Origin of the sequence: Ferruginibacter sp. (genome assembly GCF_028288465.1) — a bacterium.
GTDB lineage: Bacteria > Bacteroidota > Bacteroidia > Chitinophagales > Chitinophagaceae > Ferruginibacter.
In genome coordinates this window covers 220,287-245,927 of the sequence record NZ_JAQBNR010000021.1, presented here as the reverse complement: position 1 = coordinate 245,927, position 25,641 = coordinate 220,287, and the positions used below count along the sequence as shown (strand labels likewise).

24 protein-coding genes are annotated in these 25,641 nt (G+C 40.1%); 13 read left to right on the top strand and 11 right to left on the bottom strand.

All coding sequences use genetic code 11. The features are described 5' to 3' along the window. Nucleotides 1-65: 65 nt before the first annotated feature. Nucleotides 66-1,625 carry a methylmalonyl-CoA mutase gene (locus JWR61_RS10270; RefSeq protein ID WP_301927724.1) on the bottom strand — a complete coding sequence of 520 codons (1,560 nt, stop codon included), beginning with the start codon at nucleotides 1,623-1,625 and terminating at the stop codon, nucleotides 66-68. Nucleotides 1,626-1,662: 37 nt separating this feature from the next. Next, complete coding sequence (locus JWR61_RS10265) at nucleotides 1,663-2,199, bottom strand: hypothetical protein (RefSeq protein ID WP_301927723.1); 537 nt, start codon at nucleotides 2,197-2,199, stop codon at nucleotides 1,663-1,665. Between the two features lie 115 nt (nucleotides 2,200-2,314). Here JWR61_RS10265 and JWR61_RS10260 point away from each other — a divergent pair, with 115 nt between their 5' ends. Beyond that, the gene (locus tag JWR61_RS10260) at nucleotides 2,315-2,665 is read left to right on the top strand and encodes an iron-sulfur cluster assembly accessory protein (protein ID WP_301927722.1); all 351 of its coding nucleotides are present in this window, start codon (nucleotides 2,315-2,317) and stop codon (nucleotides 2,663-2,665) included. A gap of 9 nt (nucleotides 2,666-2,674) precedes the next feature. Here JWR61_RS10260 and JWR61_RS10255 read toward each other — a convergent pair whose 3' ends face one another. Both JWR61_RS10255 and JWR61_RS10250 read right to left on the bottom strand, forming a co-directional pair. After that, the gene (locus JWR61_RS10255) at nucleotides 2,675-3,118 is read right to left on the bottom strand and encodes a DinB family protein (RefSeq protein WP_301927721.1); all 444 of its coding nucleotides are present in this window, start codon (nucleotides 3,116-3,118) and stop codon (nucleotides 2,675-2,677) included. A gap of 251 nt (nucleotides 3,119-3,369) precedes the next feature. Continuing rightward, on the bottom strand, nucleotides 3,370-4,686 hold the full coding sequence (locus JWR61_RS10250; protein ID WP_301927720.1) for a (Fe-S)-binding protein: 1,317 nt from the start codon (nucleotides 4,684-4,686) through the stop codon (nucleotides 3,370-3,372). 105 nt (nucleotides 4,687-4,791) lie between these two features. On the opposite strand from JWR61_RS10250, the gene JWR61_RS10245 reads away from it, so the two are divergent. Continuing rightward, complete coding sequence (locus tag JWR61_RS10245) at nucleotides 4,792-5,295, top strand: phosphoribosyltransferase family protein (RefSeq protein WP_290337714.1); 504 nt, start codon at nucleotides 4,792-4,794, stop codon at nucleotides 5,293-5,295. A 94-nt stretch (nucleotides 5,296-5,389) separates the two neighbouring features. Here JWR61_RS10245 and JWR61_RS10240 read toward each other — a convergent pair whose 3' ends face one another. Next, complete coding sequence (locus JWR61_RS10240) at nucleotides 5,390-6,421, bottom strand: DUF2279 domain-containing protein (RefSeq protein ID WP_301927719.1); 1,032 nt, start codon at nucleotides 6,419-6,421, stop codon at nucleotides 5,390-5,392. Between the two features lie 72 nt (nucleotides 6,422-6,493). On the opposite strand from JWR61_RS10240, the gene JWR61_RS10235 reads away from it, so the two are divergent. From JWR61_RS10235 to JWR61_RS10225, 3 genes are all read left to right on the top strand, one after another. After that, nucleotides 6,494-8,218 carry a phospho-sugar mutase gene (locus tag JWR61_RS10235; RefSeq protein ID WP_301927718.1) on the top strand — a complete coding sequence of 575 codons (1,725 nt, stop codon included), beginning with the start codon at nucleotides 6,494-6,496 and terminating at the stop codon, nucleotides 8,216-8,218. Between the two features lie 136 nt (nucleotides 8,219-8,354). Next, nucleotides 8,355-9,011 carry a protein-L-isoaspartate(D-aspartate) O-methyltransferase gene (locus JWR61_RS10230; protein WP_301927717.1) on the top strand — a complete coding sequence of 219 codons (657 nt, stop codon included), beginning with the start codon at nucleotides 8,355-8,357 and terminating at the stop codon, nucleotides 9,009-9,011. Nucleotides 9,012-9,344: 333 nt separating this feature from the next. After that, nucleotides 9,345-10,127 carry a queuosine precursor transporter gene (locus JWR61_RS10225; protein WP_301927716.1) on the top strand — a complete coding sequence of 261 codons (783 nt, stop codon included), beginning with the start codon at nucleotides 9,345-9,347 and terminating at the stop codon, nucleotides 10,125-10,127. Nucleotides 10,128-10,220: 93 nt separating this feature from the next. Here the strand turns inward: JWR61_RS10225 and JWR61_RS10220 are convergent, their stop codons facing one another. Beyond that, a complete protein-coding gene (locus JWR61_RS10220) occupies nucleotides 10,221-10,406 on the bottom strand; it encodes a hypothetical protein (protein WP_290337709.1) in 186 nt (61 codons plus the stop codon). A 596-nt stretch (nucleotides 10,407-11,002) separates the two neighbouring features. Between JWR61_RS10220 and JWR61_RS10215 the strand changes: the two genes are divergently transcribed. Next, on the top strand, nucleotides 11,003-12,838 hold the full coding sequence (locus tag JWR61_RS10215; RefSeq protein WP_301927715.1) for a hypothetical protein: 1,836 nt from the start codon (nucleotides 11,003-11,005) through the stop codon (nucleotides 12,836-12,838). Nucleotides 12,839-13,207: 369 nt separating this feature from the next. Then, nucleotides 13,208-14,767 (top strand): hypothetical protein, encoded by a 1,560-nt coding sequence (locus JWR61_RS10210; protein ID WP_353960482.1) that lies wholly within the window; start codon nucleotides 13,208-13,210, stop codon nucleotides 14,765-14,767. 15 nt (nucleotides 14,768-14,782) lie between these two features. Here JWR61_RS10210 and JWR61_RS10205 read toward each other — a convergent pair whose 3' ends face one another. Together JWR61_RS10205 and JWR61_RS10200 are read right to left on the bottom strand one after the other, a co-directional pair. After that, complete coding sequence (locus JWR61_RS10205; protein WP_301927714.1) at nucleotides 14,783-15,958, bottom strand: SAM-dependent methyltransferase; 1,176 nt, start codon at nucleotides 15,956-15,958, stop codon at nucleotides 14,783-14,785. A gap of 124 nt (nucleotides 15,959-16,082) precedes the next feature. After that, nucleotides 16,083-16,358: a hypothetical protein gene (locus tag JWR61_RS10200; RefSeq protein ID WP_290337706.1), complete on the bottom strand. Its 276-nt coding sequence runs from the start codon at nucleotides 16,356-16,358 to the stop codon at nucleotides 16,083-16,085. Nucleotides 16,359-16,773: 415 nt separating this feature from the next. Between JWR61_RS10200 and JWR61_RS10195 the strand changes: the two genes are divergently transcribed. From JWR61_RS10195 to JWR61_RS10185, 3 genes are all read left to right on the top strand, one after another. Continuing rightward, nucleotides 16,774-17,355, top strand: a complete 582-nt coding sequence (locus JWR61_RS10195; protein WP_301927713.1) for a TMEM175 family protein — start codon at nucleotides 16,774-16,776, stop codon at nucleotides 17,353-17,355. A 346-nt stretch (nucleotides 17,356-17,701) separates the two neighbouring features. Beyond that, nucleotides 17,702-19,207 carry a S10 family peptidase gene (locus JWR61_RS10190; protein ID WP_301927712.1) on the top strand — a complete coding sequence of 502 codons (1,506 nt, stop codon included), beginning with the start codon at nucleotides 17,702-17,704 and terminating at the stop codon, nucleotides 19,205-19,207. A 25-nt stretch (nucleotides 19,208-19,232) separates the two neighbouring features. Further along, nucleotides 19,233-19,682 (top strand): DUF4268 domain-containing protein, encoded by a 450-nt coding sequence (locus JWR61_RS10185; protein ID WP_301927711.1) that lies wholly within the window; start codon nucleotides 19,233-19,235, stop codon nucleotides 19,680-19,682. Between the two features lie 5 nt (nucleotides 19,683-19,687). Here the strand turns inward: JWR61_RS10185 and JWR61_RS10180 are convergent, their stop codons facing one another. The 3 genes from JWR61_RS10180 to JWR61_RS10170 all read right to left on the bottom strand — a co-directional run bounded on the left by JWR61_RS10180 (nucleotide 19,688) and on the right by JWR61_RS10170 (nucleotide 22,380). Beyond that, a complete protein-coding gene (locus tag JWR61_RS10180) occupies nucleotides 19,688-20,113 on the bottom strand; it encodes a hypothetical protein (RefSeq protein WP_301927710.1) in 426 nt (141 codons plus the stop codon). 421 nt (nucleotides 20,114-20,534) lie between these two features. Then, nucleotides 20,535-21,884: a M20/M25/M40 family metallo-hydrolase gene (locus JWR61_RS10175; RefSeq protein ID WP_301927709.1), complete on the bottom strand. Its 1,350-nt coding sequence runs from the start codon at nucleotides 21,882-21,884 to the stop codon at nucleotides 20,535-20,537. 133 nt (nucleotides 21,885-22,017) lie between these two features. Then, the gene (locus tag JWR61_RS10170; RefSeq protein ID WP_301927708.1) at nucleotides 22,018-22,380 is read right to left on the bottom strand and encodes a methionine-R-sulfoxide reductase; all 363 of its coding nucleotides are present in this window, start codon (nucleotides 22,378-22,380) and stop codon (nucleotides 22,018-22,020) included. Between the two features lie 231 nt (nucleotides 22,381-22,611). On the opposite strand from JWR61_RS10170, the gene JWR61_RS10165 reads away from it, so the two are divergent. The 3 genes from JWR61_RS10165 to JWR61_RS10155 all read left to right on the top strand — a co-directional run bounded on the left by JWR61_RS10165 (nucleotide 22,612) and on the right by JWR61_RS10155 (nucleotide 25,579). Further along, nucleotides 22,612-22,890 (top strand): helix-turn-helix transcriptional regulator, encoded by a 279-nt coding sequence (locus JWR61_RS10165; protein ID WP_301927707.1) that lies wholly within the window; start codon nucleotides 22,612-22,614, stop codon nucleotides 22,888-22,890. A 118-nt stretch (nucleotides 22,891-23,008) separates the two neighbouring features. Continuing rightward, nucleotides 23,009-24,400 (top strand): TolC family protein, encoded by a 1,392-nt coding sequence (locus tag JWR61_RS10160; protein ID WP_301927706.1) that lies wholly within the window; start codon nucleotides 23,009-23,011, stop codon nucleotides 24,398-24,400. A gap of 36 nt (nucleotides 24,401-24,436) precedes the next feature. After that, a complete protein-coding gene (locus JWR61_RS10155) occupies nucleotides 24,437-25,579 on the top strand; it encodes an efflux RND transporter periplasmic adaptor subunit (RefSeq protein WP_301927705.1) in 1,143 nt (380 codons plus the stop codon). Nucleotides 25,580-25,641: the final 62 nt, after the last annotated feature.

Sequence of the window (25,641 nt, the reverse complement as noted above, 5' to 3'; positions counted from 1 at the left end):
TTATATTACACTATACTTTGCATTCACCATGCAGCCAGAGATCAAGTTATACAAGGATAACTTACTTATTTATATTCTCCAAAAACCTTTCTTAACTCACCAGCAATTTCACCCAGGGTACAATAATTTTCAACTGCATCAATTACAACAGGCATCAGGTTGGTATTATTGATGGCTGAAAGTTGTATTTGTTGCAAACACTCAGCTACTTTTTGATTGTCTCTTTTTGCCTTTAATAATCTCAGTTTTTCGCATTGCACTTCCCTGATGCTGTCATCAATTTTAAATCCGGGCACGGTGTTTTTTTCATCTGCCTGGAACTTATTTACCCCCACAATTATTTTTTCGCCCGTCTCAATCTGGCGCTGGTATTCATATGCGCTTCTTGCTATTTCCTCCTGCATATAACCTTGTTCTATGGCGTCTACACTGCCTCCAAGCGCATCAATTTTTTCAATCAGTTGCCAGGCTGCGGCTTCTACTTCCGCAGTCAGACTTTCAACAAAATAGCTTCCCGCCAATGGGTCTACCGTATCTGGCGCGCCACTTTCAAATGCTACAATTTGCTGGGTACGCAATGCTATTCTTGCTGCTTGCTCTGTAGGCAGGCTAAGGGCTTCATCATAACCATTGGTGTGCAGGCTTTGTGTGCCACCTAATACAGCTGCCAACGTTTGAATGGTAACGCGGGTTACATTATTTAATGGTTGTTGCGCAGTAAGTGTTGCACCGCCGGTTTGTGTATGAAAGCGCAGCATCATCGCTTTGGGATCTGTTGCGCCAAGGTCTTTCATAATAACCGCCCACATTTTTCTGGCAGCCCTGAATTTGGCAACTTCCTCAAACAAATTGTTATGGGCGTTAAAAAAGAAGGAGAGGCGTTTGCCAAAAATATTAATGTCCATTCCTTTTTGTAAAGCAGCCTGCACATAGGCCTTGCCGTTGCTGAGTGTAAAGGCAATTTCCTGTACCGCTGTACTGCCGGCTTCACGTATATGATAACCGGAGATGGAAATTGTATTCCATTTGGGAAGCTCTTTCGTGCACCATTCAAAAATATCGGTGATGATGCGCATGGAAGGTTTGGGCGGATAAATATAAGTGCCTCTTGCCGCGTATTCCTTTAAAATATCATTCTGTATGGTGCCCGAAATTTTTTGCAGATTGGCACCCTGTATTTTTGCCAGCGCCACATAAAAGGCCAGCAAAATAAAACCGGTTGCATTGATGGTCATAGACGTGGTGATATCCTCTACTTTGATACCATCAAACAATAATTCCATGTCTTCGATTGAATCTATTGCTACACCTACTTTACCTACTTCACCATCAGATAATTCATGGTCGCTGTCGTAGCCAATTTGTGTTGGTAAATCAAAGGCTACGCTTAAGCCGCTTACGCCCTGCGATAATAAATAGTGATACCGTTTGTTGCTTTCTTCTGCGGTACTAAAGCCTGCGTACTGGCGCATGGTCCAAAGTTTGCCACGATACATGTCCGGTTGTACGCCCCGGGTAAAAGGAAACTCACCGGGAAGTTCATTGTTCGGCTGAATATCTGTCGGCAGGTACAATTCCTTTACTTCTATACCGGCATCGGTAAATATTTTTTTTTCAACAGACATAGACACGTGTAAATTAGATGACTTAATGGTTGTAAGATTAAACCAATTTTTTAACCTCGTATTGAATGGCGTTTAAAACAATCCCACTCAGTTCGGCATTATCTGCCGTAGTGTACTGGAGAATATTCCGGCTTAAATCAAGTGCTGTGGCATTGGGTGGTAAAGCACCAGCCAGTTCGTTGATAATATATATATTCTGGTCCTTTAAATTAGTTACTGCTTTCCATACTTCCGGGTTTACATAGTTTTGCTGGGTGATGTTGTGTTCATATTCTGTCCGGATGGTTTGTATCAGGCCTGCAGCCAGTTCAGTGGCAGAATACTGCGTGTCATGCATTCTTGTAACAAGATTTTTTAGAGAGATTCTGTCAGTAAGCAGGGTAAGTCTTTCGTATGCCTGTAACCGAAGCAGGCTGTTGTCCGCAGCCACAGGGCGTTTCTGGTCAACTGAGGCTTTAAGACTCCTGAATTCAGTTAACAAAAAGAAGATGGCACCTATTAACAGCACCAGTGCAATACCTAGAACAATCAGAATGGTTTGCACATCCTGCAGGGTAAATTCCAATAAAATCATGGGTTATTTTTTTTACAAAAGTAAAGGAAAGTACCGCCAAATATTTCCTGCTTTCGAAAAGTGTTGCGATTGGGCTTTTTTCAAAATGGGCTACCTTTGCTGTAAATCATTTTACATGGAAGCAACAACAGCAATATCGGCCCCGGTTAGTTTTACCATCAGTGCAGTGAACGAAATTAAACGGCTGATGGGTGAGCCAGGGTTTGATACAACACAGGTTTTAAGGGTGGGTGTTAAAGGCGGCGGTTGCAGCGGTATGACCTATGTACTTGGTTTTGATACACCCACTGAAAAAGACAGTCGTTTTGAAATCGAAGGCATCCCCTGTACCATGGAAAAAGCACATGGCATTTATTTAACCGGAATGGAGGTTGACTGGCAGGGTGGATTAAACTCCCGCGGTTTTACTTTTAATAATCCGAATGCCAGTAAAACCTGCGGTTGCGGTACTTCTTTCGCTGTTTGATTTGCATAATCAATATTCCACTACCTGCTGCAGATGATGTTCCAAATGTGTTACATAATCATTGATTAAAAATTCAAGTGTGAGCAATGTATTGTCTCTTGGCAAACACCCAAACTGTAATTTTTCTTCAGGAATATGTTTGATGAGTTCAACCAGGTGGTTGTTGTAGGCAGTCCAGAAGGCAATTACTAGCGCTCCTTCCATTCGATCGTAATAACTATATTCATTCCATTTATGTTGATCATAATAAATCTGCGGCGTTGGTTCAAACTGCGCCCGCACAAAACGTTGGTGGTTATTGGTGGCGCTGTCAATCAGGTGCCCGATGATTTCTTTTTTACTCCATTTTTTAGGAGCAGGTTTTGTTGAAAATGCAGGCTCGCCGATTGCGGTTAACAGCGGAGGAATTATTTCACCCAAATGGGATAGCCTGGTTATGGAATGTTTGATCATGATTATAGTTGTATACAAAAATGAAGATTATAACAAGTCCCGCAAGCATTTGTGTGAACCAGGATTTGGGTAGATTCAATGAATAAAAAAGATAAGATTTAAGAATCCGCAACATCCTATCAATCCATTTAAATCCCCGTTCACAATCTACGCTTTGATAAAAGTTCCACAGTGAAATGCAGTACAAGAGTGCGACGCCAATGCCGGACCACAAAGTTTCTCAGGCCGGACCATAAAAAAACGAGGTACGTCTACGCAAGGTCTTCCACCCATTTATCCCTGTCTTCGGGGCTGAATTTCCAGGGGGCGAAATTGTTTTCTATATTGCCAAACATGGCGTTCCATTCCTGCGGGGCATTGCTGTCTTCCATGATGAGCGAGCGGCGCAGTTGTATAATAATATCCAGCGGACTAATGCTTACAGGGCAAGCTTCTACGCAGGCATTGCAGGTGGTGCAGGCACGCAATTCCTCCACGGTGATATAGTCTTTTACAAGTGTTTTGCCATCGTTTTTAAACTGCTGATTGATTGCTATATTTTTACCCACTTCTGTTGCCCGGTCACGGGTATCCATCATGATTTTCCTGGGGCTTAACAGTTTGCCGGTGATATTTGCGGGGCAGGCGGCGCTGCATCTTCCGCACTCAGTGCAGCTGTATGCATCCAGCAAGTTTTTCCAGCTCAGGTCAAACACATCTTTGGCGCCAAATTTTGGCGTTTGTGCGTCACCGGTAGTGGGTGCCAGTTCAGGCTGCATCATATATTTTACTTCATTTTGCACGCTGACCATATTCGTCATTTTTCCCTGCAGGTTAAGACGTGTATACCAGGCATTGGGAAACGCCAGCATGATATGCAGGTGTTTGCTGTAAGGCAAATAATTTAAAAATGCCAGTATGCCGGCGATGTGGATCCACCAGCAGGTTCTTTCTATACCCATTAATGTGCCTTGCGAAAAGCCACTGAATAAAGGTGCCAGCAAACCTGAAAAAACAAAGCTGCCGGTATTGTGATAATGTTCATTGCCCTGCAACTGGAGCGCCCTGTCAGCGGCATTCATCGTTAGAAAAAGACTCATCAATATAATCTCGGCAATTAAAATATAGTTGGCATCGCTGCGGGGCCAGCCATTTAAATCTTTGCTGATAAAGCGTTTTAGTTTCAGGATATTTCTCCTGCTTAAAAAAGCAATGCAAACAATGATCACGCCCACGGCGAGGATTTCGAAAAAGTTAATCAGGAACAAATAAAGGCCGCCGAGCCAGGGAAAAAACAAGCGGTGGGTGCCAAAAATTCCGTCCAGTACAATCTCCAGCACTTCCAGGTTGATAATGATAAAGCCTGCATATATTACCAGGTGCATTATGGCCACCAGCGGATTTTTAAACATTTTCTTTTGCCCCAAAGCCAGCAGCAGCAAGTTTTTCCAGCGTTGTGGTTTATTATCAGTCAGGTCTTCGGGCTGGCCCAAAAATATGTTGCGCCTTATTTGTAAAATGTTTTTTGTAAACAGCCAAACAGCTGCAGCCAGCAGGGCGACAAAAACAATTTGGAGGACAATGTGCATACGGTTTATTTATATGGCTAAGTTAATTATCAAAAACCAGATACACTAATTATGCGGCATTATTGAATATTGATTTACTTTCGTACAATACAAAGAGTTAACTGCATGGCAAACAAAAAATACATTCTCACAAAAGAAACGGCCGGAAAAAAATTGCGTCGCATGGCGCTGGAAGTGGTAGAACAAAATTATGGTGAGCAGCAATTGGTATTGGTGGGCATTAAAGATAATGGATTGATCATTGCCCATAAAATAAGTGATTATTTAAAAGAAGTTTTTACAGGTGAGATTATAGTAGCGGCTTTAACAATGGATAAAAAAAATCCGTTTACAATTTCTGTTGAGCCCGCTATGGATTTTAACGATAAAATTATTTTGCTGATTGACGATGTGGCCAACAGTGGCAAAGCAATGCTATATGCACTGAAACCATTTTTGGAAACTCACCCTAAAAAGATACAAACACTGGCGCTGGTTGAACGGACGCACAAATCATTTCCGATTGACCTGGATTATGTTGGCCTCAGTTTTTCAACAACTTTGGACGAGCATATTTATGTGGAAGTAGAAGGTACGGATGTGGTAGGAGCGTGGATGGAGGCGCCCTAAATCTCCCAAGGGCTACTTTTTAATGTTTGCTAATTTGCAGATTGTCTCTTTTTTGCAGAGCCTATTTTTTACTTTTTACTTTTTCATTTTTACTTTAAAAATGCAAAGCGTGCACTTTAAATTGTCCTTTGCTAAACTCCAGGCTTGGGGTGGGAAATTTGAAGGCGCTTAGTACCGTTAATAAAAAACGGATACCTTTTTTATTGGTCTTTATTTTGGTGAGGTCAATGTCTGGTGCCAGGTACCATTGGCGGTAGCGGCTGATATCACTTCTGTCGAACGTTATGTTTCCTTCTTTATCTTTTGCTATATTACTCCGGGCGCCAAACATACCATCTGCTCCATAACCTACAGCAACTCCCAACCACGCCGGTAAATTACTTTCAGGTATAAAAGCTTTCAGGTTGGCGCTTGCCCAGTAGGTTTGCGCATTGTAATCTTTAATAAAACGTTGGGCAAGGGTTTTACCATACAAGTCATCTGCCCGTTGATTTAGCTGTGCATCGCCGTAACTATTTTTATGAAATGAGAATTTTATTTTGATGCGCTGATCATTCCAGGCAAGCTCCTGTCCGATTAGTAACGCACTTCCTGCAACATTGGCACTGAAGTCGCCCCAGCTAAAACCCCATTGGGTGCTGAACCCGTCCATCACTTCCAGTGCGCCCTGGTAAGCCAGCCCACTTAATCCTCCCAGCCAGATGCGTTTTTTTCGGCTGATACCAGTCCACCTCCACAATTCCATACTGGCGCGGCTTTCAATATACGCACTGTAAAAATGCCCCACTTTATCTACCTGCAACCATTCCGCATTGTCGTCAAAAAAATGAAAACTGCTGCGGGGGTAATCTGCATACCAGGCCGAGTTTAACCCGACAAGGATAGCGCCATATCCTACCACATTGGCTATGGCAACACCTGTAACTCTTTTTTTTATTACCCCGGGGCTGAGTGTTAATGACGCAGTTGAAGGATAGGACTTTTGTGATTGCAAACTATCCTGCGCCAGCATTTGCTGAACGGTTAATATGCTGAACAGGAAAAGCAGCACCGGTTTTTTGTAACCGGCCGCTTTATCATAGCGGTACTGTTTTAACATCCACCCCTTCGGTAAAAAGCCTCTCATAAAACAAAAATAATAGTATCTGCTGTTAATGAGATACTATTATATATTTTTGAGGACTCAAAATATGAAACAATGGATACAAACATTCAACAAAAAATAGACGGCTGGTTAACTGGCAACTACGAACAATCAGTGAAGGATGCCATCAGGCAAATGCAGAAGGATAATCCCGATGAACTGGCAGATGCTTTTTATAAGAACCTGGAGTTTGGTACCGGCGGTTTACGCGGCCTGATGGGCATCGGCACCAACCGCATGAACAAATACACCGTAGGAATGGCGACCCAAGGTTACGCCAACTATTTAAAAAAATGTTTTACCGGTGAAATCAAGGTAGCCATTGCGCATGACTGCCGAAACAACAGCCGTTTTTTTGCTGAAACAACGGCCCATGTTTTCGCAGCCAATGGCATCAAAGTATTTTTGTTTGAAGCGTTGCGTCCGACACCGGAATTAAGTTTTGCTATCCGCAATTTAAGTTGCCAGGGTGGGGTTGTTTGCACCGCGTCGCACAATCCAAAAGAATACAACGGGTATAAAGCATACTGGGATGATGGCGCACAGATGGTAACACCACATGATGAAAATGTAATTATTGAAGTAGATAAAATAGCGTCTGTAGATGATGTGCAATGGAGCGGGGGCGATGCCAACATTACCATTATTGGTAAAGATATGGATGAAGCGTACCTCTCCATGGTAAAGGGTTTGAGTGTTTACCCGGATGTATGTGCTGCGCAGCACGATCTTAAAATCGTGTACACACCTATCCACGGAACAGGTATTACCCTGGTACCGCAGGTGCTGGCAAAATTTGGTTTTGATAACGTGCATATTGTGGAAGAGCAGAGTACACCGGATGGCAATTTCCCAACAGTTGTTTACCCCAACCCGGAAGAAAAGGAAGCCATGAGTATTGGCCTTGAAAAAGCCAAACAGCTGGATGCAGATATTTTGCTGGGTACAGATCCTGACAGCGACCGCGTTGGTATCGGCGTAAAAAATGCTAAGGGCGAATGGGTTTTAATGAATGGTAACCAAACCGCGGTGTTGGCATTTAATTACATGATTGAAGCCAGAAAAACAAAAGGAATTAATCAGCCAAATGATATGGTGGTTAAAACTATCGTTACAACCGATATGATTGATGGTATAGCCAAAGCCAGTAGCATCGCCTGTTACAATGTACTCACCGGTTTTAAATGGATTGCTTCTTTGATAAAAGAAAAAGAAGGAAAGGAGAATTATATCATTGGTGGCGAAGAAAGTTTTGGACTGATGGTGGGAGATGAAGTGAGGGATAAGGATGCCATCAGCGCAGTAGCGTTACTGTGTGAAATGGCTGCTTATGAAAAGAACAAGGGCCGGAGCTTGTATGCCAAGATGATTGACTTGTATGTGCAATACGGATTGTACAAAGAGAACCTGGTAAGCATCACCAAGAAGGGTATGAATGGCGCCAAAGAAATTGCTGATATGATGGAAGGCTACAGAAACAATCCGCCTGCAACTATCGATGGTGTGGCGGTTGCTGCGTTGCTGGATTATGAGTTACAGGTAGGTAAAAATTTACAAACCGGCGAAACCTATCCCATTAATTTACCAAAAAGCAATGTGCTCCAGTTTTTACTGAACGACGGAACTAAAATTTCGGCAAGGCCCAGCGGTACAGAACCTAAAATAAAATTTTACTTTAGCGTAAATACCAAACTGGCAGATGCAGCAGGTTTTGATGCTGCCAATCAATCGCTGGATGAAAAAATTAAGCGGATGATTGAAGAGATGAAATTGAAGTAGAAAATTATATTTTTTTTGCAGTGCCGGCATTGTTCCGGCACTGTTTATTTATAGAAAAGAGGTTTAAAAAAAGAGGCCAGTTAAGTTTTTGTTTTATTCGCAAAAAAGGGGGTAATTCGTGGCAGTTAACAAGATTATGAGAAATTACCAAGACAGTTACCGGCACAAAGGGTTGAGAAAAAAACTAATGGATATTTTGCGGGAAAAAGGCATTACCGATGAAACCGTGCTGGCAGCAATGAACAATATCCCCCGCCACTTTTTTCTAGACAGTGCTTTTGATGAAATCGCTTACGAAGACAGGGCTTTCCCAATCAGCGAGGGCCAGACGATTTCTCAGCCATATACAGTAGCCTATCAAACGCAGTTACTGCAGGTGAAACCTTTAGATAAGATTTTAGAAATTGGTACAGGCAGTATTTACCAGGCGACCGTACTGGCTGAAATGGGTGCCAAGGTATTTACAATAGAACGTCAAAAAGCATTGTTTGAAAAAACAAGAACCTATATATTCAAATCAACATATCCCAACCTTAAATTTTTTTTTGGTGATGGATACGAAGGCCTGCCAACTTTCGCATCCTTCGATAAGGTAATTATTACTGCAGCCGCACCTTTCATACCACCTAAGTTAATCGACCAGTTAAAAGCCGGCGGTAAGATGGTTATACCAGTTGATGAAGGCGAGCACCAGCGCATGTTGCGCATTACAAAAAATGCGGATGGCAGTACCAGTGAGGAAGCGTTTGATAATTTTTCATTTGTACCTATGCTAAAGGGAAAGCAGGGATAACCATCACTAAAGTATAGAATCATCCGGATGAAATTTTTTGCGAAACTTGTTTTTATATGCAACTGCTGTTTTATAATAGCCGTTATATTGCGCTTAGTAGAAAATGCACATAAAAAAGCTGGTAATTTTAATGGCAGTATTAAAATCCAACCTTTGGAGAGTATACTTGTTATACTGGGTTATGGCGCCGTTTATATCAATTTTATATTCAACATTTTTTTACTGGTTTTAATTGTATCCAACCGAAAGAAAACTTCGCCGCATTGGCTAAATTGGGTTAATTTCCTTTTCCTTATTTTACAAGTATATTATTTTTTCTTTAGCAATTTTTAAATGATACAAAACATACTAAAAGACAAACCTACAAAACTGTTTGTAATTTTTACAGCTTTTTTTGTGGCCAATGCACTGATAGCCGAATGCATCGGGGGCAAAATTTTTTCATTGGAAAAATTATTTGGGCTTACGCCATCCAGCTTTACACTTTTTGGACAAAAGGCCCTGTCATTTAACCTCACCTGCGGGGTATTGTTGTGGCCGCTGGAGTTTGTGATGACGGATATTGTAAATGAATATTATGGCCCGAAAGCGGTACGGCGGATATCCTATACCGCTGTGGCATTAATAACGTACGCCTTTGTAATGTTTTATTTTGCCATGAGTGTTCCACCGGCAGATTTCTGGTATGGCTCGGCAGTACAGGATGGTATACCTGATATGAACAAGGCCTTTAATGGTATTTTCGGTCAGGGCATGTGGATTATATTGGGAAGTCTTGTGGCTTTCCTGGTGAGCCAGATTGTTGACGTGACTGTTTTTCATAAAATAAAAAAATATACAGGGGAAAAGAAAATGTGGCTACGGGCTACCGGCTCTACGCTCATCTCTCAGCTGGTGGATAGTTTTATAGTGTTGTTTATTGCGTTTAAAATTGGAAAAGGGTGGAGCTGGCAGCTGGTGCTGGCTATTTGCCTGGTGAATTATACATATAAATTTACCATGGCTATCATCTTAACACCTTTAATTTATCTTATAGAAAAACGCATTGAAAAATACCTGGGCCATGAAATAGCATATACCATGAAACAAGCTGCCATGGGTAGAGAAAGTGCCTGAGTAATATTTGCAAATTTATACGGCATTAAAAAAGCATGGCGACTGCCATGCTTAAAAAATCCTGAAAGAAATTATTCGTTAATTAATAAAAAATCAATTAAAACGTCTTCTCATTTGCAGAGACGTACGTTGCTTTTTTTTAAGGTTCCACATGTCGATTGCACCAAATGTACGGGTAAAGTCGTTTTGTTTTGAATCCATTGCAACTGTTTCAGTTAATGCTTCTTTCAGTTCATCATTTTTGATAGGGGCACCCATGCCCAAGGTATCACTTTTCATATCTCTAATTTTAATTTACCAATTCGTATCGCCGGCATCGCTTATTTATTCACATTCCGGCAATTTTCCTTAGCAAGCAACAGTTAGAGGTCAGCCTAAATAATATAGTTACTGTTTTGCGGCGCAAAGATACGGTACTTAAAAATAACCGCAGGCAGATATTAATGTTTAAACTTTAAAAAGTTGTTAAAACTCTGAAAAGTTTATTTTTTGGAAAGATAGTTCGCTTGTGCGAGGCAGTTTTACCAGTATTTTCCTATAGACGATGGCATTAAAATTGTTCTCGCTCCTAAAGGAAAGCCGCTTTTAAATATGACAGGTAAGATGAATAAATAAGGAATGGTGGGCGTAAAATCAAACCACTCAAGCAACTATAATTAAAGATATTCTTTGGGTGCATGCAGGCATGTAATGGATGAGATAATTGATTAGTATGTTGAAGCAACTGGTAGATGCAATACAAGTAGTCAGAAACCCGTTGTTAAAATACAACTTCTGCCATTAATCAGATACCCGCTCTTTAAAACGCAACGTATCCAATAATATATTAAATCCAGCCAAATGAATATCTTTATATATAAATCCAACGCAAACCAATGCTAAAAAAGGCTTTGCCATTTATTTTATCAGTACTCTTTTTTTCTTTTTTTTCATCCGGTTTGCTAGCACAGGATATCAAAGAAGAAAAGGATACCTTTTTTTTAGCGAAGAGAGGAGGGTTGCTTGGAAAGTTAGCAAAAAGCATTTCTACAGATGGACCTGGCCCCAATGGGGATGCTGTTAAAGTAGTAAATCCTTTCATAGCTCATACGGGCAAGATAATCCGCAATATTGAGTATTTACGTCTCGGTTTCGAAAGAACCATTTTTGATACTACTATTATCAGGAATAATTTTGGTGCTATTGTGGCCAATGGGTTTCATAAGAAAACGACTGTGAAAACCCTCAAAAATAATTTATTTTTTATGGAAGGGGACAGGGTTCATCCCTATCTTTTGGCTGACAACGAGCGCCACCTTAGAGACCAGATTTACATCCAGGATGCACGCATTTTAATCGACACAATTGCAGGAACCCGGGATTCAGTCGATGTGATTGTTATTACCAAAGATATTTTTGCCTTGGGTGGCAGCATTGATATGAGCAGTCCAACGAAGATGGCCGTTCAGGTAAAAAATGAAAATGTCGGAGGTTCAGGTTCCCGCTTATCGCTGAGTAGTTTTTATGATATTGACCGCAACCCGGTTTTTGGTTATGACGCTGGCTTTTTAAAAAGAAATATCATGGGCAGTTTTATAGACTGGAGCGTTGGTTTTAAAAATTACCGAAATGCATTCAACAGTGGGCGAGCGGAAGAAACCATGTTGAATACGCATCTTGAAAAGCCTTTGGTAACGCCTTATATTCCATGGATTGGCGCTGCCGATATTTCTTTCGCCAGGACCAGTAACAATTATCTTTCGGACTCCCTGTATAAAAGTGATTTTAAATACAGCTACCGAAGTTCGGATATATGGTTTGGTTACAATTTTGGCAGTCAGCGGCTATTGTATAAAAACATGAATACACGGGTACGGAAATTTATTGCCGTTCGAAATTTTTATCAGCATTTTACCGCTATTCCTGCTATCAATCACCAAATATACGATTACCGTTATGCCAATATCAGGAGTACTCTTGCAGCGCTGAGTGTTTTCAGGCAGGAATCTTACAGGGCCAGTTTCATTTACGGATTCGGCCGGAACGAAGACGTTCCCGAAGGTTTTAGTGCTTCGCTTATTGGAGGTATAACAACAAAGCAAGACAGAACGCGACCCTACTTCGGTCTGGAAACTTTGATGAGTCACTTTTCCAAAAAAGGTTTTTACAGTACTTACACATTCAGAATGGGTGGATACACCTATCAAAAAACATGGGAGGATATTGATTTGTTATTCAACGTTGACCACTTTACAAAGTTAAAAAAATTGCATGGTAAATGGCTGAACCGTAATTTTTTTGGGTTTGGATTTACAAAGCAAATACGCCCGGTCTTAGATCAGCCTCTAACTATCATCAGTACGTTTGGTCTTCCCTATTTCAGAGGCTTTCTTGGCCCCGCCGACATGAGAACTACCGTTAAAACTGAAATGGTATTTTTCAACATGCAAAAATTCTGGGGCTTCAGGTTAGCACCTTTCTTTTACGCTGATATGTCCATGCTTACCCCTACCAACAAATCGTTAGATAAAAGTGAATTATTTAGTTCTATCGGTGGGGGCGTTCGTACAAGGAATGAAAACCTTACTTTCGGCACAGTGGAGCTCCGGGGATATTACTTTCCAAGAACAGTTCCCGGTATGAAGAATTATAAAGTTGAGATCGGCACCAATATTCGGTTCAGGTACAACACAGTATTTATCCGGAAGCCCGATTTTGTACTACCTAACTAAATCGGCAAAATTTTGAAAAAAGTATTGCATTTATTTGATTGGTAAGTTAAAATAGTATTACTTTACGGCACAAAAAAATAGTCCTTCCGTAGAAACGGAAGAACTTTAACGATTGCTTGCCATATGAAATTCTTAGAGTATTTTGAACTGTTAAACAGTTAACTTTCTTTATTATTGCAACTTATTAACGATTGGTTGCCCACTTTTACGATTGCTTGCTATATTTTTCAACACATCATCGCTTTCTTAAAACGAAAGTATGGTGTGTTTTTTTACGTTCATAATCAAGTTATGAGTGTTTTAATTACGTTAAGGGAGTATTAATTTTGCGAAACCCTTATTCCATTTGGATTTTAGTTAAAAAAAACAATGATGCCCAACCGATTTACAGATACATTATTTCAGCTTATTAAATCACTGGAAAAGGCTGAGAAACGAAATTTTAAACTTTATATCAAAAGAAGTTCAGGTAACGAAGATTTAAAAATTATAGAATTGTTTGATGCACTGGATAAGCTTTCTGACTATGATGAAACATTGCTTCTTAAGAAATTACCATCTATTAAGAAGCCGCAGTTATCCAATATTAAAGTTCACCTCTATAAACAATTGCTTTCCAGCCTCCGGCTGCTAAAAAGTACCGGCAGCATAGATATGCAGCTAAATGAGCAATTGGATTATGCCAGGATTTTGTATAATAAAGGATTGTATGTTCAAAGCTTAAAAATTCTGGAGAAGCTGAAAGAGGTTGCTAAAACACATTACAAATTCAATTTTCTTACCCAGGTAATTTCATGGGAAAAAAAGATTGAGACGCTGCATATAACCCGCTCGATGCAAAACAGGGGAGAGTTATTGTCCGCAGAAGCTATAGAGGTAAATCACCGGGTAGATAATGTGGCGCGGATGTCGAATTTAGCGTTGCGTTTATATAGCTGGTATATTAAGAACGGGCATGCACGAAATGAAAAAGATGAAACTGATGTTAAGAATTTCTTGCAGGATAATTTGCCGCCCGGCGCTCATTTTCAAACTGGTTTTTATGAACGATTGTACCTGTATCAAAGCTATTGCTGGTATGCGTTTATCCGCCAGGATTTTTTAATGTACTACAGGTATGCGCAAAAATGGGTGGACATTTTTAACGAGCAGCCACTCATGATTAAGGTTGAGACTGGATATTACATTAAGGGAATGCATAACTTATTAAATGCGCATTTTGATCTTCGTAACTACCAGGGTTTTGAAAATGTGTTAAAAGCCTTCGAAGCATTTTCCAATACGGAACTGGCCATGCATCATGACAATCACCGAATTCAGACATTTGTGTATATCAGCGCATCAAAAATTAACCAACACTTTATGTTGGGCACTTTTTCTGAGGGACTTAAACTGGTGAAGGGCATCGAGGAAAAGCTGGAGGAATATTCGCTTTACCTCGATAATCATCGACTGCTTGTTTTTAATTATAAGATTGCTAATCTGTTTTTTGGTGCCGGTAAATACGATATCTCCATCGACTATCTTCAAAAAATAATTAATGGTAACCCTGAGATGAGAAACGACTTGCAGTGTTATGCAAGGTTACTGCACCTGATGGCGCATTACGAACTGGGTAATTTTGACATCATAGAGTCATTGATAAAATCTGTGTACCGGTTTATGGCAAAAATGCAAAATCTTACCATAGTGGAAGAGGCTATGTTCAAGTTTTTGCGCAACTCATTTCAATTATCAAGACAAAAGTTAAAACCCGAGCTGGAGAAATTTTTGCAGAGTATAAAAGGTCTCGAAAAAAACAGGTTTCAAACCCGAAGTTTTGCTTACCTGGATATTATATCATGGGTGGAAAGTAAAGTGTATGAGAAGCCGCTAAGTACAATCATTGGCAACAAATACCTGCAACAAAAAACGCGTATTTATCAATAAAACACCATCAGAATCTTATAAACGTTCCAGCAATGTTTCGAGATGATGCGTTTGAATGCCAAATAATGATTTTAAGGCACCGATCTTGTTAAAGTAAAATTGCTTTGTATTTGCGGGCTTGTCTTGTCTAACGCCCACTATCAATACATTCTTTGGCGTATGTTCTGTGGCGATAAATTCAAACACGCGGGACTTATACCCCCAAGCCTCCAGTAATAAAGATCTGATGGCATCAGTGACGATCTCAGCCTGTCGTTCCATTAAAATACCATGTTTGGTAATCGATTTTAATTCATTCTCAGGAGCCATTTGTTTTCTGATCTGCTTATGGCAACAGGGCGCACAAATTATCACGCGTGCATTTGCTTTTATGCCGCTGTAAATGGCATCGTCAGTTGCTGTATCGCAGGCATGCAATGCTATTAACATGTTGGCATTATTTACAACTGCATCTTCAATTGTACCGCTCTTAAAACCAAGCGCCTCATAGCCTGATTCTCGGGCTATCCTATTGCAGGTATCTACCAGCTCCTCCCTCAGTTCAATACCGGTTACGGTGGCTTCCAGGTGCAATTTACTGGTGAGGTAATCGTACAGTGCAAATGTTAGATAGCCCTTGCCGCAACCCATATCTACCACATGCAAGCCTTCTTTAAAGTCAATGTCTTTAATTATCCCGTCAATAATTTCAACGTAACTGTTTATCTGTTTGTATTTATCCTGCCTGTCTTTTTTTACTTTTCCTTCTGCAGACGTAATGCCCAATGCTTGCAGATACCCTTTCTCAGTAGTTTGTATAATGCGATTTTTTTGTTTGTCGTGCTGATTTGCCTGTTCGGTTATTTTTAAGGAGGGGGCATTGCTGGTTATTTTTAAACGCTCATTTTTTTGAAGAGCCAGGTGTACATCTTTTTGCGACGTAAAAACATCGGCGTTTAAAAACTCGTTGTGGAGCATTTGCTGCATTAATGCAATACCTTCTTTAACGTCGTAATTTTTGGTGATGTCCTTTGTTGGATACCGGTATACAAAACTTAATTTGAGGGAATTTTTAATAAGCAACGGCTTAATAAAAATATTTTTTAGTTCGGCCGTTTTTATCCTGCGATTGCCCAGTGTAATTTTTATTACCTGTAGCTTTTCAATGTCTGTAGCCAGTTGATTAAAAAATTGTTGCAATTCTGCTGACATTGGGAACATTGTTGGTTTATACAATACGGCAAAGGTAAATTGTTATTTACTGCAATTGTATCAAAACCCTCAAGCCAAAATTTCTTTAACTCAAAAACTGGAGGAAATTGTTCTATAGAGGTGCTTATGAAGAGGCTTTTAATTCTTCTTCTATGCACTCATGAAAATTGTTTTCATTTTCCAATATCCACTGGGGCAGGGGCTGTTTAGTGATTTTCCAGGTATTGTCTTCCTTTTGCATCTCAAAGATGATCCTGTTGTCCCTGTTATCAACCACATTTACAGAAAATATGGCCGGTGTACTGCCGGAATTATATCTTCTGAAATTAAATTCCCTCAGGCGTCCGTCGGCTTTTATCAGCTTGGTAAATTGTATATTCTTTATAAATGATAATTGCATATGTGTATTTTAAGAAAAAAAATTAGAGCAATAAACATGCTACAAACTAGCAACCTGAAAGATAATTGGATTGATTTAATGTTATCAGTAAATTAATTATTTTTTAGCAAAATTAACAATCGCGTTTTGTTTGTTGACAGCCGTGCGCCTTAGAACTGGTTTACACGGGCATTGGCACTATTTAAAACCTGCTGAACAATAATTTTCGACAAATAAATATTGTATGAATCAGTTAGCAATGCCCTGCTAACCTGTGTCACAATATCTGCCAAAATTTCTTAGTCAAAAATAGAGGCCTTCGATGGAGTGCAGGTTGTTTATCTCATAAATTAACCTGGACAAGGGACATTAAATATTCTTGCGTATGTTTGGGCGATTTTGATTTAAAATATTTCAAAAACAAACCAATGATAGGATGGTAAAGACAAGACTGGAAGCTTTTAGTGACGGCGTAATTGCCATTATAATAACAATTATGGTGTTGGAACTCAAAGTGCCACACGATGATAGTTGGACTGCTTTAAAACCCCTGTTCCCCGTTTTTTTAAGTTACCTCTTAAGCTTTATTTACATTGGAATTTACTGGAACAATCATCATCACCTGCTACATACCGTGAACAATATAAGTGGTAAAGTACTTTGGGCTAATAACAACCTGCTTTTTTGGTTATCACTGGTACCGTTTACCACTACATGGATGGGAGAAAACCATTTTTCTACCTGGCCAGTAGCGATTTATGGTATAGTGTTATTGATGGCAGGAGTTGCTTACTATATATTGGAAAGAACACTCCTTGACCATGCTATCAATAATACAAAGCTGGCAAAAGCAGTGGGAAGCGATATAAAAGGCAAATCGTCCATCGCCATTTATATCATTGCAATCGTACTCACTTTCATCCATCCGTTTATCGGCTGTTTCCTATATATTTTCGTTGCGGCAATGTGGCTTATTCCCGATAAGCGGATTGAGAAAAAGCTAACAGAAGAAAAATAAAATTACTGACTGGAAGATAAAATAAAAGAGTTTTGGCTGTTGACCAAAACTCTTTTCCCTCTGCTTCTCTGCATGTACCTAAAGGCTATGCGGCCAGATGGTGCATTGGATATGTTCTCAGTTAAAATTCATTCAACTTTACATCATCACTTCGAGAAGCGATCTATGCAATATTAAGCCAATAATATGCCATAAAATGTTAAAAATTCATCGGTTTGTCTATGCAATCGTCTGCATTTTAAAATTGTTAATAAGTTGTGAACTGGATTATATATGCATTAATTGAATTTGTTTTGATCTTATTCTTCGATGCTTTTATACTATATTGGGAAATTAAAATAATCTTATGCGCTATTTTATTTTGTTTCTGTTTTCCTTGTTTTCTCTGGCAGTAACTGCTCAGAAAACGACCCATCCTGTAATAAAAACAGATCTTGTTCCGGCTGGAATTACTGCAACAATATCGAAAAATTCTGTCAGTTTAACTGCTGGCAAAAGGCTGGACTATACTGCATTTACGGGATATTTAAACTTGCAGAATGATACAGGCAAACTGGTGGCGAAAATATTTTTCACTTATTACAGCAAAGATGGAGAAGATGCATCCAAAAGACCGGTTTGTTTCACATTCAACGGTGGACCGGGGTCATCTTCTGTTTGGCTACATATGGGTGGCCTTGGCCCCAAGAGAGTTTTATTACAGGATGATGGCACAGCACCGGCACCCCCTTACCAAATCATAAACAATGAGTACACCTGGCTTGATAAAACAGACCTTGTCTTTATTGATCCTGTGTCAACGGGGTTTAGTGTACCTGCCGGCGGGGAAAGTGCCAAACAGTTTCACGGTTTTGTTGAAGATGTGCAAAGTGTCGGTGCCTTTATACGCAGTTTTTTATCTAAATACCAGCGCTGGGCTTCTCCTAAATATTTGGCAGGCGAAAGTTATGGCACCACAAGGGCGGCAGGACTTGCAAAATTTTTAACGGACAGTTACCGGATTTATATTAATGGAATTTTATTGATTTCCCCCGTGCTTAATTTTGGAACCAATGACATTGCAATAGGCAATGATTTGCCGTTTGTGTTGTATATACCTTCTTACACCGCCGCCGCCTGGTATCATAAAAAATTGGCCGCAACGCTGCAAGGGGATTTACAAAAAACTTTAAAGGAAAGTGAAGACTTTGCAATGAATGAATATGCGCCGGCCCTGCTTAAGGGTGAATGGCTTGGAGATGCTGAGAAAGACCGGATTGCGGAGAAGCTGAGCTACTATACCGGACTCAGTAAAGTCTATATATTACAGGCTAATCTGCGTGTATCGGACAGTCGTTTTTATAAGGAATTACGGAGAAAGGACGGCCTTTCAATAGGCCGGCTCGACAGTCGCTTTACCGGGCATAATTTTGACAATGCCGGTGAAGGAGTTGATTACGATCCATCCTTCATTAATATTGATGGGCCGTTTACCAGTACAATGAATGACTATTTTGAACGGGACTTAAACTTTAATGAGGAAAGGGGATACAATATTTTTGGAAATGTTTATCCCTGGAATTATAATAACGTACAAAACCAATACCTGAATGTAGCTGAAAGCCTGCGGGACGCCATGACAAAAAATACGCACCTGAAAGTATATATTGGCAGCGGCTATTACGATTTTGCTACGCCCTACTTCACAGCCAATTATGATGTAGCGCATATGTTTCTGGAGCCAGACTTGAGAAAAAACCTGCGTCATTATTATTACGAATCCGGCCACATGTATTATATCAACAAGCCTTCCATGATTCAGTTTAAAAAAGATGTTGATAATTTTTTCGAATGGAGTAATGGCTTGAAATAGTGGCCGCCTTAAAGCCAGAATTTTTATGAATTCAAAACAGCAACCGGGTTTAGTCAGACAGCAATTTTGGACAGTTTTTGGACAGTACATGCGACCGGTACTTTCAGCTTCTGGCGAAAAAATCAACTGGATAAATTACAAAACTGGTGTAAAATTTATCCGGATCAACTTGAATTGCAGCAATGGTGAAGCCTCTATAGGGCTGGAATTATCGAATCCGGAAGAGATCAGGCACTTGCAGTTTGATAAGTTATTACAATTCAAAAAACCATTCCAGCAGCTGTGTGGCGCCGACTGGCAGTGGCAAAAAGACATTTTGAGCGATGGTGAAAAATGCAGTAGTACCATATCTGCCAGTATTTCAAATGTGCATATTTTAAATCAGTCTGACTGGTCGCAGCTGATTTCATTTTTTAAAAATGGTATGATTGCCCTGGACCAGTTTTGGAATGAATACCAGTTTGCGTTACAGTAGTATGCCTACTTCCATTTTACTATATCGCCACGACAGTTGGGTAACTCAGATTTAAGAAAATTATAATCAAGACTAACGGGCCCGCTGCTTGCTTTCAATTTTTTGTTTTTATCATTCTCATCCGAAACCAGTTTTCTCAAGCCACTCAGAAATTTCCTTTTACCAGCTATTTTTAATTTAGCCAGGGAAAATAAGACTTTAAATTCACCTTCTCTTCCGCAGCCGGTTATTTGCCATGCCTGGATAGTTACCTTGTTCTTCTTATTAAATTGCTGAGTGAAATTTTTTAAAAAGTCATCGCTAACGGGACCGCAGCACATACTCCCAAAAGATACTACTGCATCATATTTTTCTACGCGGGACGAATCTGGTTGCGTATAGCCTTGCATATGCAACAATGCCGATAAAAAAAAAGTAACTGCAATTTTCATTTATTACAAATTTATTCTCAAAGGTCATGATAATTTAATAAACCGGGTATCCTAATTATTGAGCGGGAAGATCGCACTGATCAATATTAGATCGAAGCTGTTTTGTAAAATGAAGGGAGCCGGATAAAAATCCGGCTCCGTTTTTTCTCTTAATACTCCTTGAAACCTTTGAAAAGCCTGTAAAAATTTAAATTATGTGGATTCGATTTAATTAATGCTGGTTGCTTATTGAATTTTAAAAATAATCTCTTTCGGGAGATTTAAATCGCTTTTTGAGTAGTCGGAAGTTTTTAATATGCAAACGGCAATCCTCGCCGTAATAACGGTAGACAGTTCTACAAGTGTAATGATTTCGCCAGTAATTGAAAGTTGGCTCATCCTCTGGCAAGAGCAAATGTTCACTTGCCCGGGGCTATTTTTATTACCTGCTAACACCGGGAACGACAGCCAGGCTTTCATTACCACTTTCCCCAACGCTTTGTACAGCAAAAAAATAATTGTCTTTTGAGTAAGGCAATACTATTTGAAGTTCTTTAGTAAAAAATTTTTTTTGCCAGAAGGCACTGGTAGTTTCCCGCATCAAAATATAATATCCTTTCACTTTTCCGGTTTTTGGGGCAAGCCAGGTAAGATTGGTAGTGTTGCCCAATTTTTTTATGTCAACTTTTACTGCTTCAGGCATAGCTGGGGCTTTGGAAAGATTGGCCAGGTTGCAAAGATTTAGTGCTGTGTTTTTCCGCAGGTACTCAAAGTCAATGTGCTCAGGCAAATCCCCAAATTGAATTCCATTTTCCAAACGAACATCCTGGTGCTGGCGTGTATAGTTCTCGTTCATTTCTGTAATTCTTACCGCTGCAAAACCATTTTCCACATAAGGTGTGTGATCGCCACCCCGTAAAAAACGGTCGTTGCGGTACACCATCACCACTTGTAAATTATCAACATATCTTTCGCCTGTTTCCTTCACATACCTTGCTAGCTGACGAGATATGCCATCGTTCTCCAATCCAAGCTGGCGGATGTTTTTAGCATTTTTATCCAGCTCATAAAACGGAAGTCCTTCACTGAATACTCTCACCTGTGTATTGTTAATAATATTGGTTTCGCTGCTGTTATTACTGCCCATAATATCATTGTTCAATACTGCTTCAATATTCAGGTTCAGCGCCTTCGATTTTTTAGCCATATAGTTAGCCCCCAGGAGGCCTTGTTCTTCGCCGCTTACCGTCACAAAAATGATGGATGCAGGAAAAGTATGTTTGCTCATGATCCTGGCACATTCCAGTACTGCAGCGCAGCCGCTGCCATCGTCATTTGCACCGGGTGCATCGCCTTTTCTGTCCATTACATTGCTGCGCATATTATCCAAATGCCCGCTGATAATAAAAATCCTTTTGTCGGCAGTGTCTGCTCCCTTTAGCGTAGCTATTACATTGCCTAGCAGTAAAACACTGTCTACTCTTTTTCCATCGGGTTGCAAAGTTGTGGTATCGATAAAAGCGGAAAGGCGGCCATTGGATTGCCTTGCAAATTCAGTAAACTTGCTCAGTACCCATTTTCTCGCAGCACCAATACCACGGCGATTGTCAGTCTGTGTGCTAAGCGTGTTGCGGGTACCAAATGCTACCAGTGTTTTTATATAAGTTTTTAGAGAATCAGGATCAACCTGCTTTACCATTTGTTCAATCTCGACATCCTTATCAATAATTACCTGGGCAGTTGCCGGACCTATCAAACATGCCAACAAACCAATAACTAACGCTCTTTTCATGAAAAAATATTTGCTTTAAAATTAGCGCATTCACTTGCATCCCTGCAATTTAAATTCCCCAAGCAGATTGAAATAGTTTGCATTTATGATTGTTAGCAGCCAAAATTTCATGAGCCTGCATGCTGCAAAAATTCTATAAAGCAGGAATGAATTTTAACGAGATGGAATTTACACAATGCCTGGTATTTTTCTGCGTGAGTCTTTCCCCGGTAAACACATGGCCGAGGTGGGCATCGCAATTGGCACAAACAATTTCTGTTCTGCTTCCGTCTGCGTCAGGTATCCGGTTCACAGCTCCCGGTATTTCGTCATCAAAACTTGGCCAACCACAACGGGAATCAAATTTATCGGTTGAATTGTACAGAGGGCTGTTACACCTGCGGCAAACATAAGTACCTGTTGATTTATTATTGTTGTACTCACCGGTAAAAGGTCTTTCTGTCCCCTTGCGAACGATTACATATTCTTCTTCAGGTGTTAATTTATTGTATTCCATTTTTTTGAATTTTTATTTTAATTATGTACGAAAACTAACGCTTGGCGGATGCTTAAAATATATGCTTAAAAATTTTGTCAGCAACCATTTACTTTCCATAACGACCGCCATATTACCGCTTATAACAAATCGTTTTGCAAAATAGTTTGTTTAACCAACTTTGCTCTTTAAACTTAATTTCCCCGGATATTTATTTATTGATACATTTGCATACATCAATCTATCCATCTCATGGAATTGAAACAGCTGGAAAAAATTGCCAAGGCATTAGGCGATATGAACCGGTTGAAAATACTGGAAGATATGGCTGGAAGGGGAGGCTGTATACAATGTTCCCAGATAACGGATAAAACTAACCTTGCACAGCCTTCAGTGAGTCATCACATAAAAACGCTTACAGAAGCAGGTCTGATACAACCATCCAAAGATGGCAGGTGTTACAGCTACACCATTAATAAAGCGTTGTTGAAAGAGTATATAAAAGAAATTGCCTCTTTTGGCGGAAAGTAATTTGTCCTTTTCTTTTAAAAATCTTTTTGAAGTTGCATGCAGGGCATGCTATAAGTGTCAGCCAATTAAATGGTGTGAATATTGTTGACGCAATTCAGTGCTTTTAAATAAGTAATAAATGAATAGAAATTTACAATTAATGAGACAATCAAAAATAATGGTTTTTACTGCCTGCGATAAACATAACCGGGTTGCTGTGAAATTATTTGTAAATAGCTTCTTTCTATTATGCCCGTTTTTTTTGCTGGGGCAATCGATGGGAAAAGATAGCTTACTGCAGGAAGTTACATTGAAGAGTGCAGTTGATTATGCTATTGTTCATCAACCGCAAATACAGCAATCTATAATAGACCAGCAGATTCTGGAAACCACCATCAGGAGTAAACTTGCAGACTGGTATCCCCAGATTAATTTCAATTATAACCTGCAGCATAATTTTATTGTTCAAACAGCTATTATTGGAGGCAATGCCATTAAACTGGGTGTGAATAATACGTCCGCGGGCCAGTTCACCGTTTCGCAGGCCATTTTTAATAAAGATGTTTTGCTCGCCAGCCGAACAAAAACAGATGCCCGGCTACAGGCCAGGCAACTTACCAGCAACAATAAAATTGAGCTTGCCGCGGATGTGTCAAAGGCTTTTTATGATGTGCTTTCTACCGAACAACAGATTAAGGTTTCAACCACAAACATTCAGCGGATTGAACAAAGTCTGAAGGATGCTTTCAACCAGTACAAAGCCGGTATTGCTGATAAAATCGATTATAAGCGGGCTACTATTACGCTGAACAATTCCAAAGCAGCCAAAAGAAGCAATGAAGAATTATTGAAGGCAAAACTGGAAAACCTTAAAACGCTGATGGGGTATCCGCTATCAGCCAGTTTGAATATTGTATACGATAGTCTGCAAATGGAAAAGGAGATAGCGCTGGATACGTCACAGGAAGCTAACTACACAGCCAGGATTGAATACCAGTTGCTGGAAACACAAAGACGGTTGTTGCAGTACAATGTGCAATATAATAAATGGAGTTACCTGCCAACAATTTCTGCCAATGGGGCTTATAACCTTTCTTACCAGAATAATAATTTTGCAAAAATATATAGTAATAATTTCCCCAATTCTTTTGCAGCACTAACGCTGGGCTTCCCAATTTTTCAGGGTGGCAAAAGAAAAGCGGCGCTGCAGGCTGCGCAACTCGAGCTGGAAAGAAATAGTCTCGATATTATCAATTTAAAAAATTCAGTCAACTCTGCTTATACGCAGGCGATGGCTGTTTACAAAAGCAACCTGGAGAATTTTCAGGCGCTAAAGCAGAATCTTGTGCTGGCCAAAGAGGTGTATGACGTTTTGCAATTGCAATACAAGTCTGGTATAAAAGCATATTTGGAAGTGATCACATCAGAAACGGATTTAAGAACAGCAGAAATAAATTATTACGCTTCTTTGTACCAACTGATGGCCAGTAAAATAGACGTACAAAAAGCGCTTGGACAAATTGTTTATTAAGAAAATCACCCAACATAAAATTAAAATACTGTTTGTATGTACTTAAAATATCTTCAGCTGTATGCAGGTTATGCAACTCTTTTTTTGTTAACGGCCTGTGGTAATTCAAAAGACCAGGCACCTCCGCCACCACCTCCCCCGGCGAGAGTAACCGTGCAGCCTGTGATAAAAACGGATGCCGTTTATTATGATGAATATCCGGCAACAATCAATGCACTTAACCAGGTTGAATTAAGACCTCAGGTAAGTGGGTTTATTTCCGGCGTTTATTTTAAAGACGGGGCCAGGGTTCGCAAAGGTCAGCTGTTGTATTCAATAGATGAGCAATTGTATGCGGCCAATTATCAGCAGGCCCTTGCCGGGTTGAGTGTACAGGAAGCCAATTTAAATAAGGCTCAAAAAGATGCCAACCGTTTTCACGAGCTGGATAAAAATGACGCGGTGGCAAAGCAACTTGTAGACAATGCGGATGCGGCATTGGAAGTAGCGAAAAAACAGGCAGAGGCAGCCAGGGCCAATATCCAGGCCGTGCAAACCAATGTGAAATACACAAAAGTATACGCTCCCTTTGACGGATTGATTGGCATCTCGGCAGTTAAACCGGGCGCAGCAGTTACAGCGGGCCAAACGGTACTCAACACGGTTTCATCAGACAGGGAACTGGCTGTGGATTTTAATGTAGACCAAAAAGAAATTTACCGTTTTACAAAGCTTATGGACGATGCCCCGAAAAAGGGAGACTCCACTTTTTCACTTGCCTTTGGTACAGATGTATATCCTTATCCCGGAAAAATTGCTTTGCTTGACAGGGCAGTAAATGCACAAACAGGAACCATTAAAGCAAGACTGATCTTTCCCAACAATAAAAATTTATTGATTGCTGGTATGAACGGAACTGTACGGGTTAAAAACAATTCGGCAACTCAATCTTTGCTGATTCCATATAAAGCAGTAACAGAGCAACTCGGTGAATTTTTTGTGTATGTGCCCAATGACAGTAACAAAGTTTCTCAGCGAAAAATAGTCCCCGGTAAACAGATAGGTGCCAATGTAATTGTAAAAGATGGTTTGAAAGACGGGGAGTCTGTCGTAGTGGAAGGCGTGCAGAATTTAAGGGAAGGTGCGGCTATCAATACTTCGTCCTCTCAGCCTGCAGCACCAACAACAACAGCAAAATAAAGCCATTGATTGGTACAACATAATCTTTGATTCAAAATTTTGCAACAGGTTTTTATACTGTG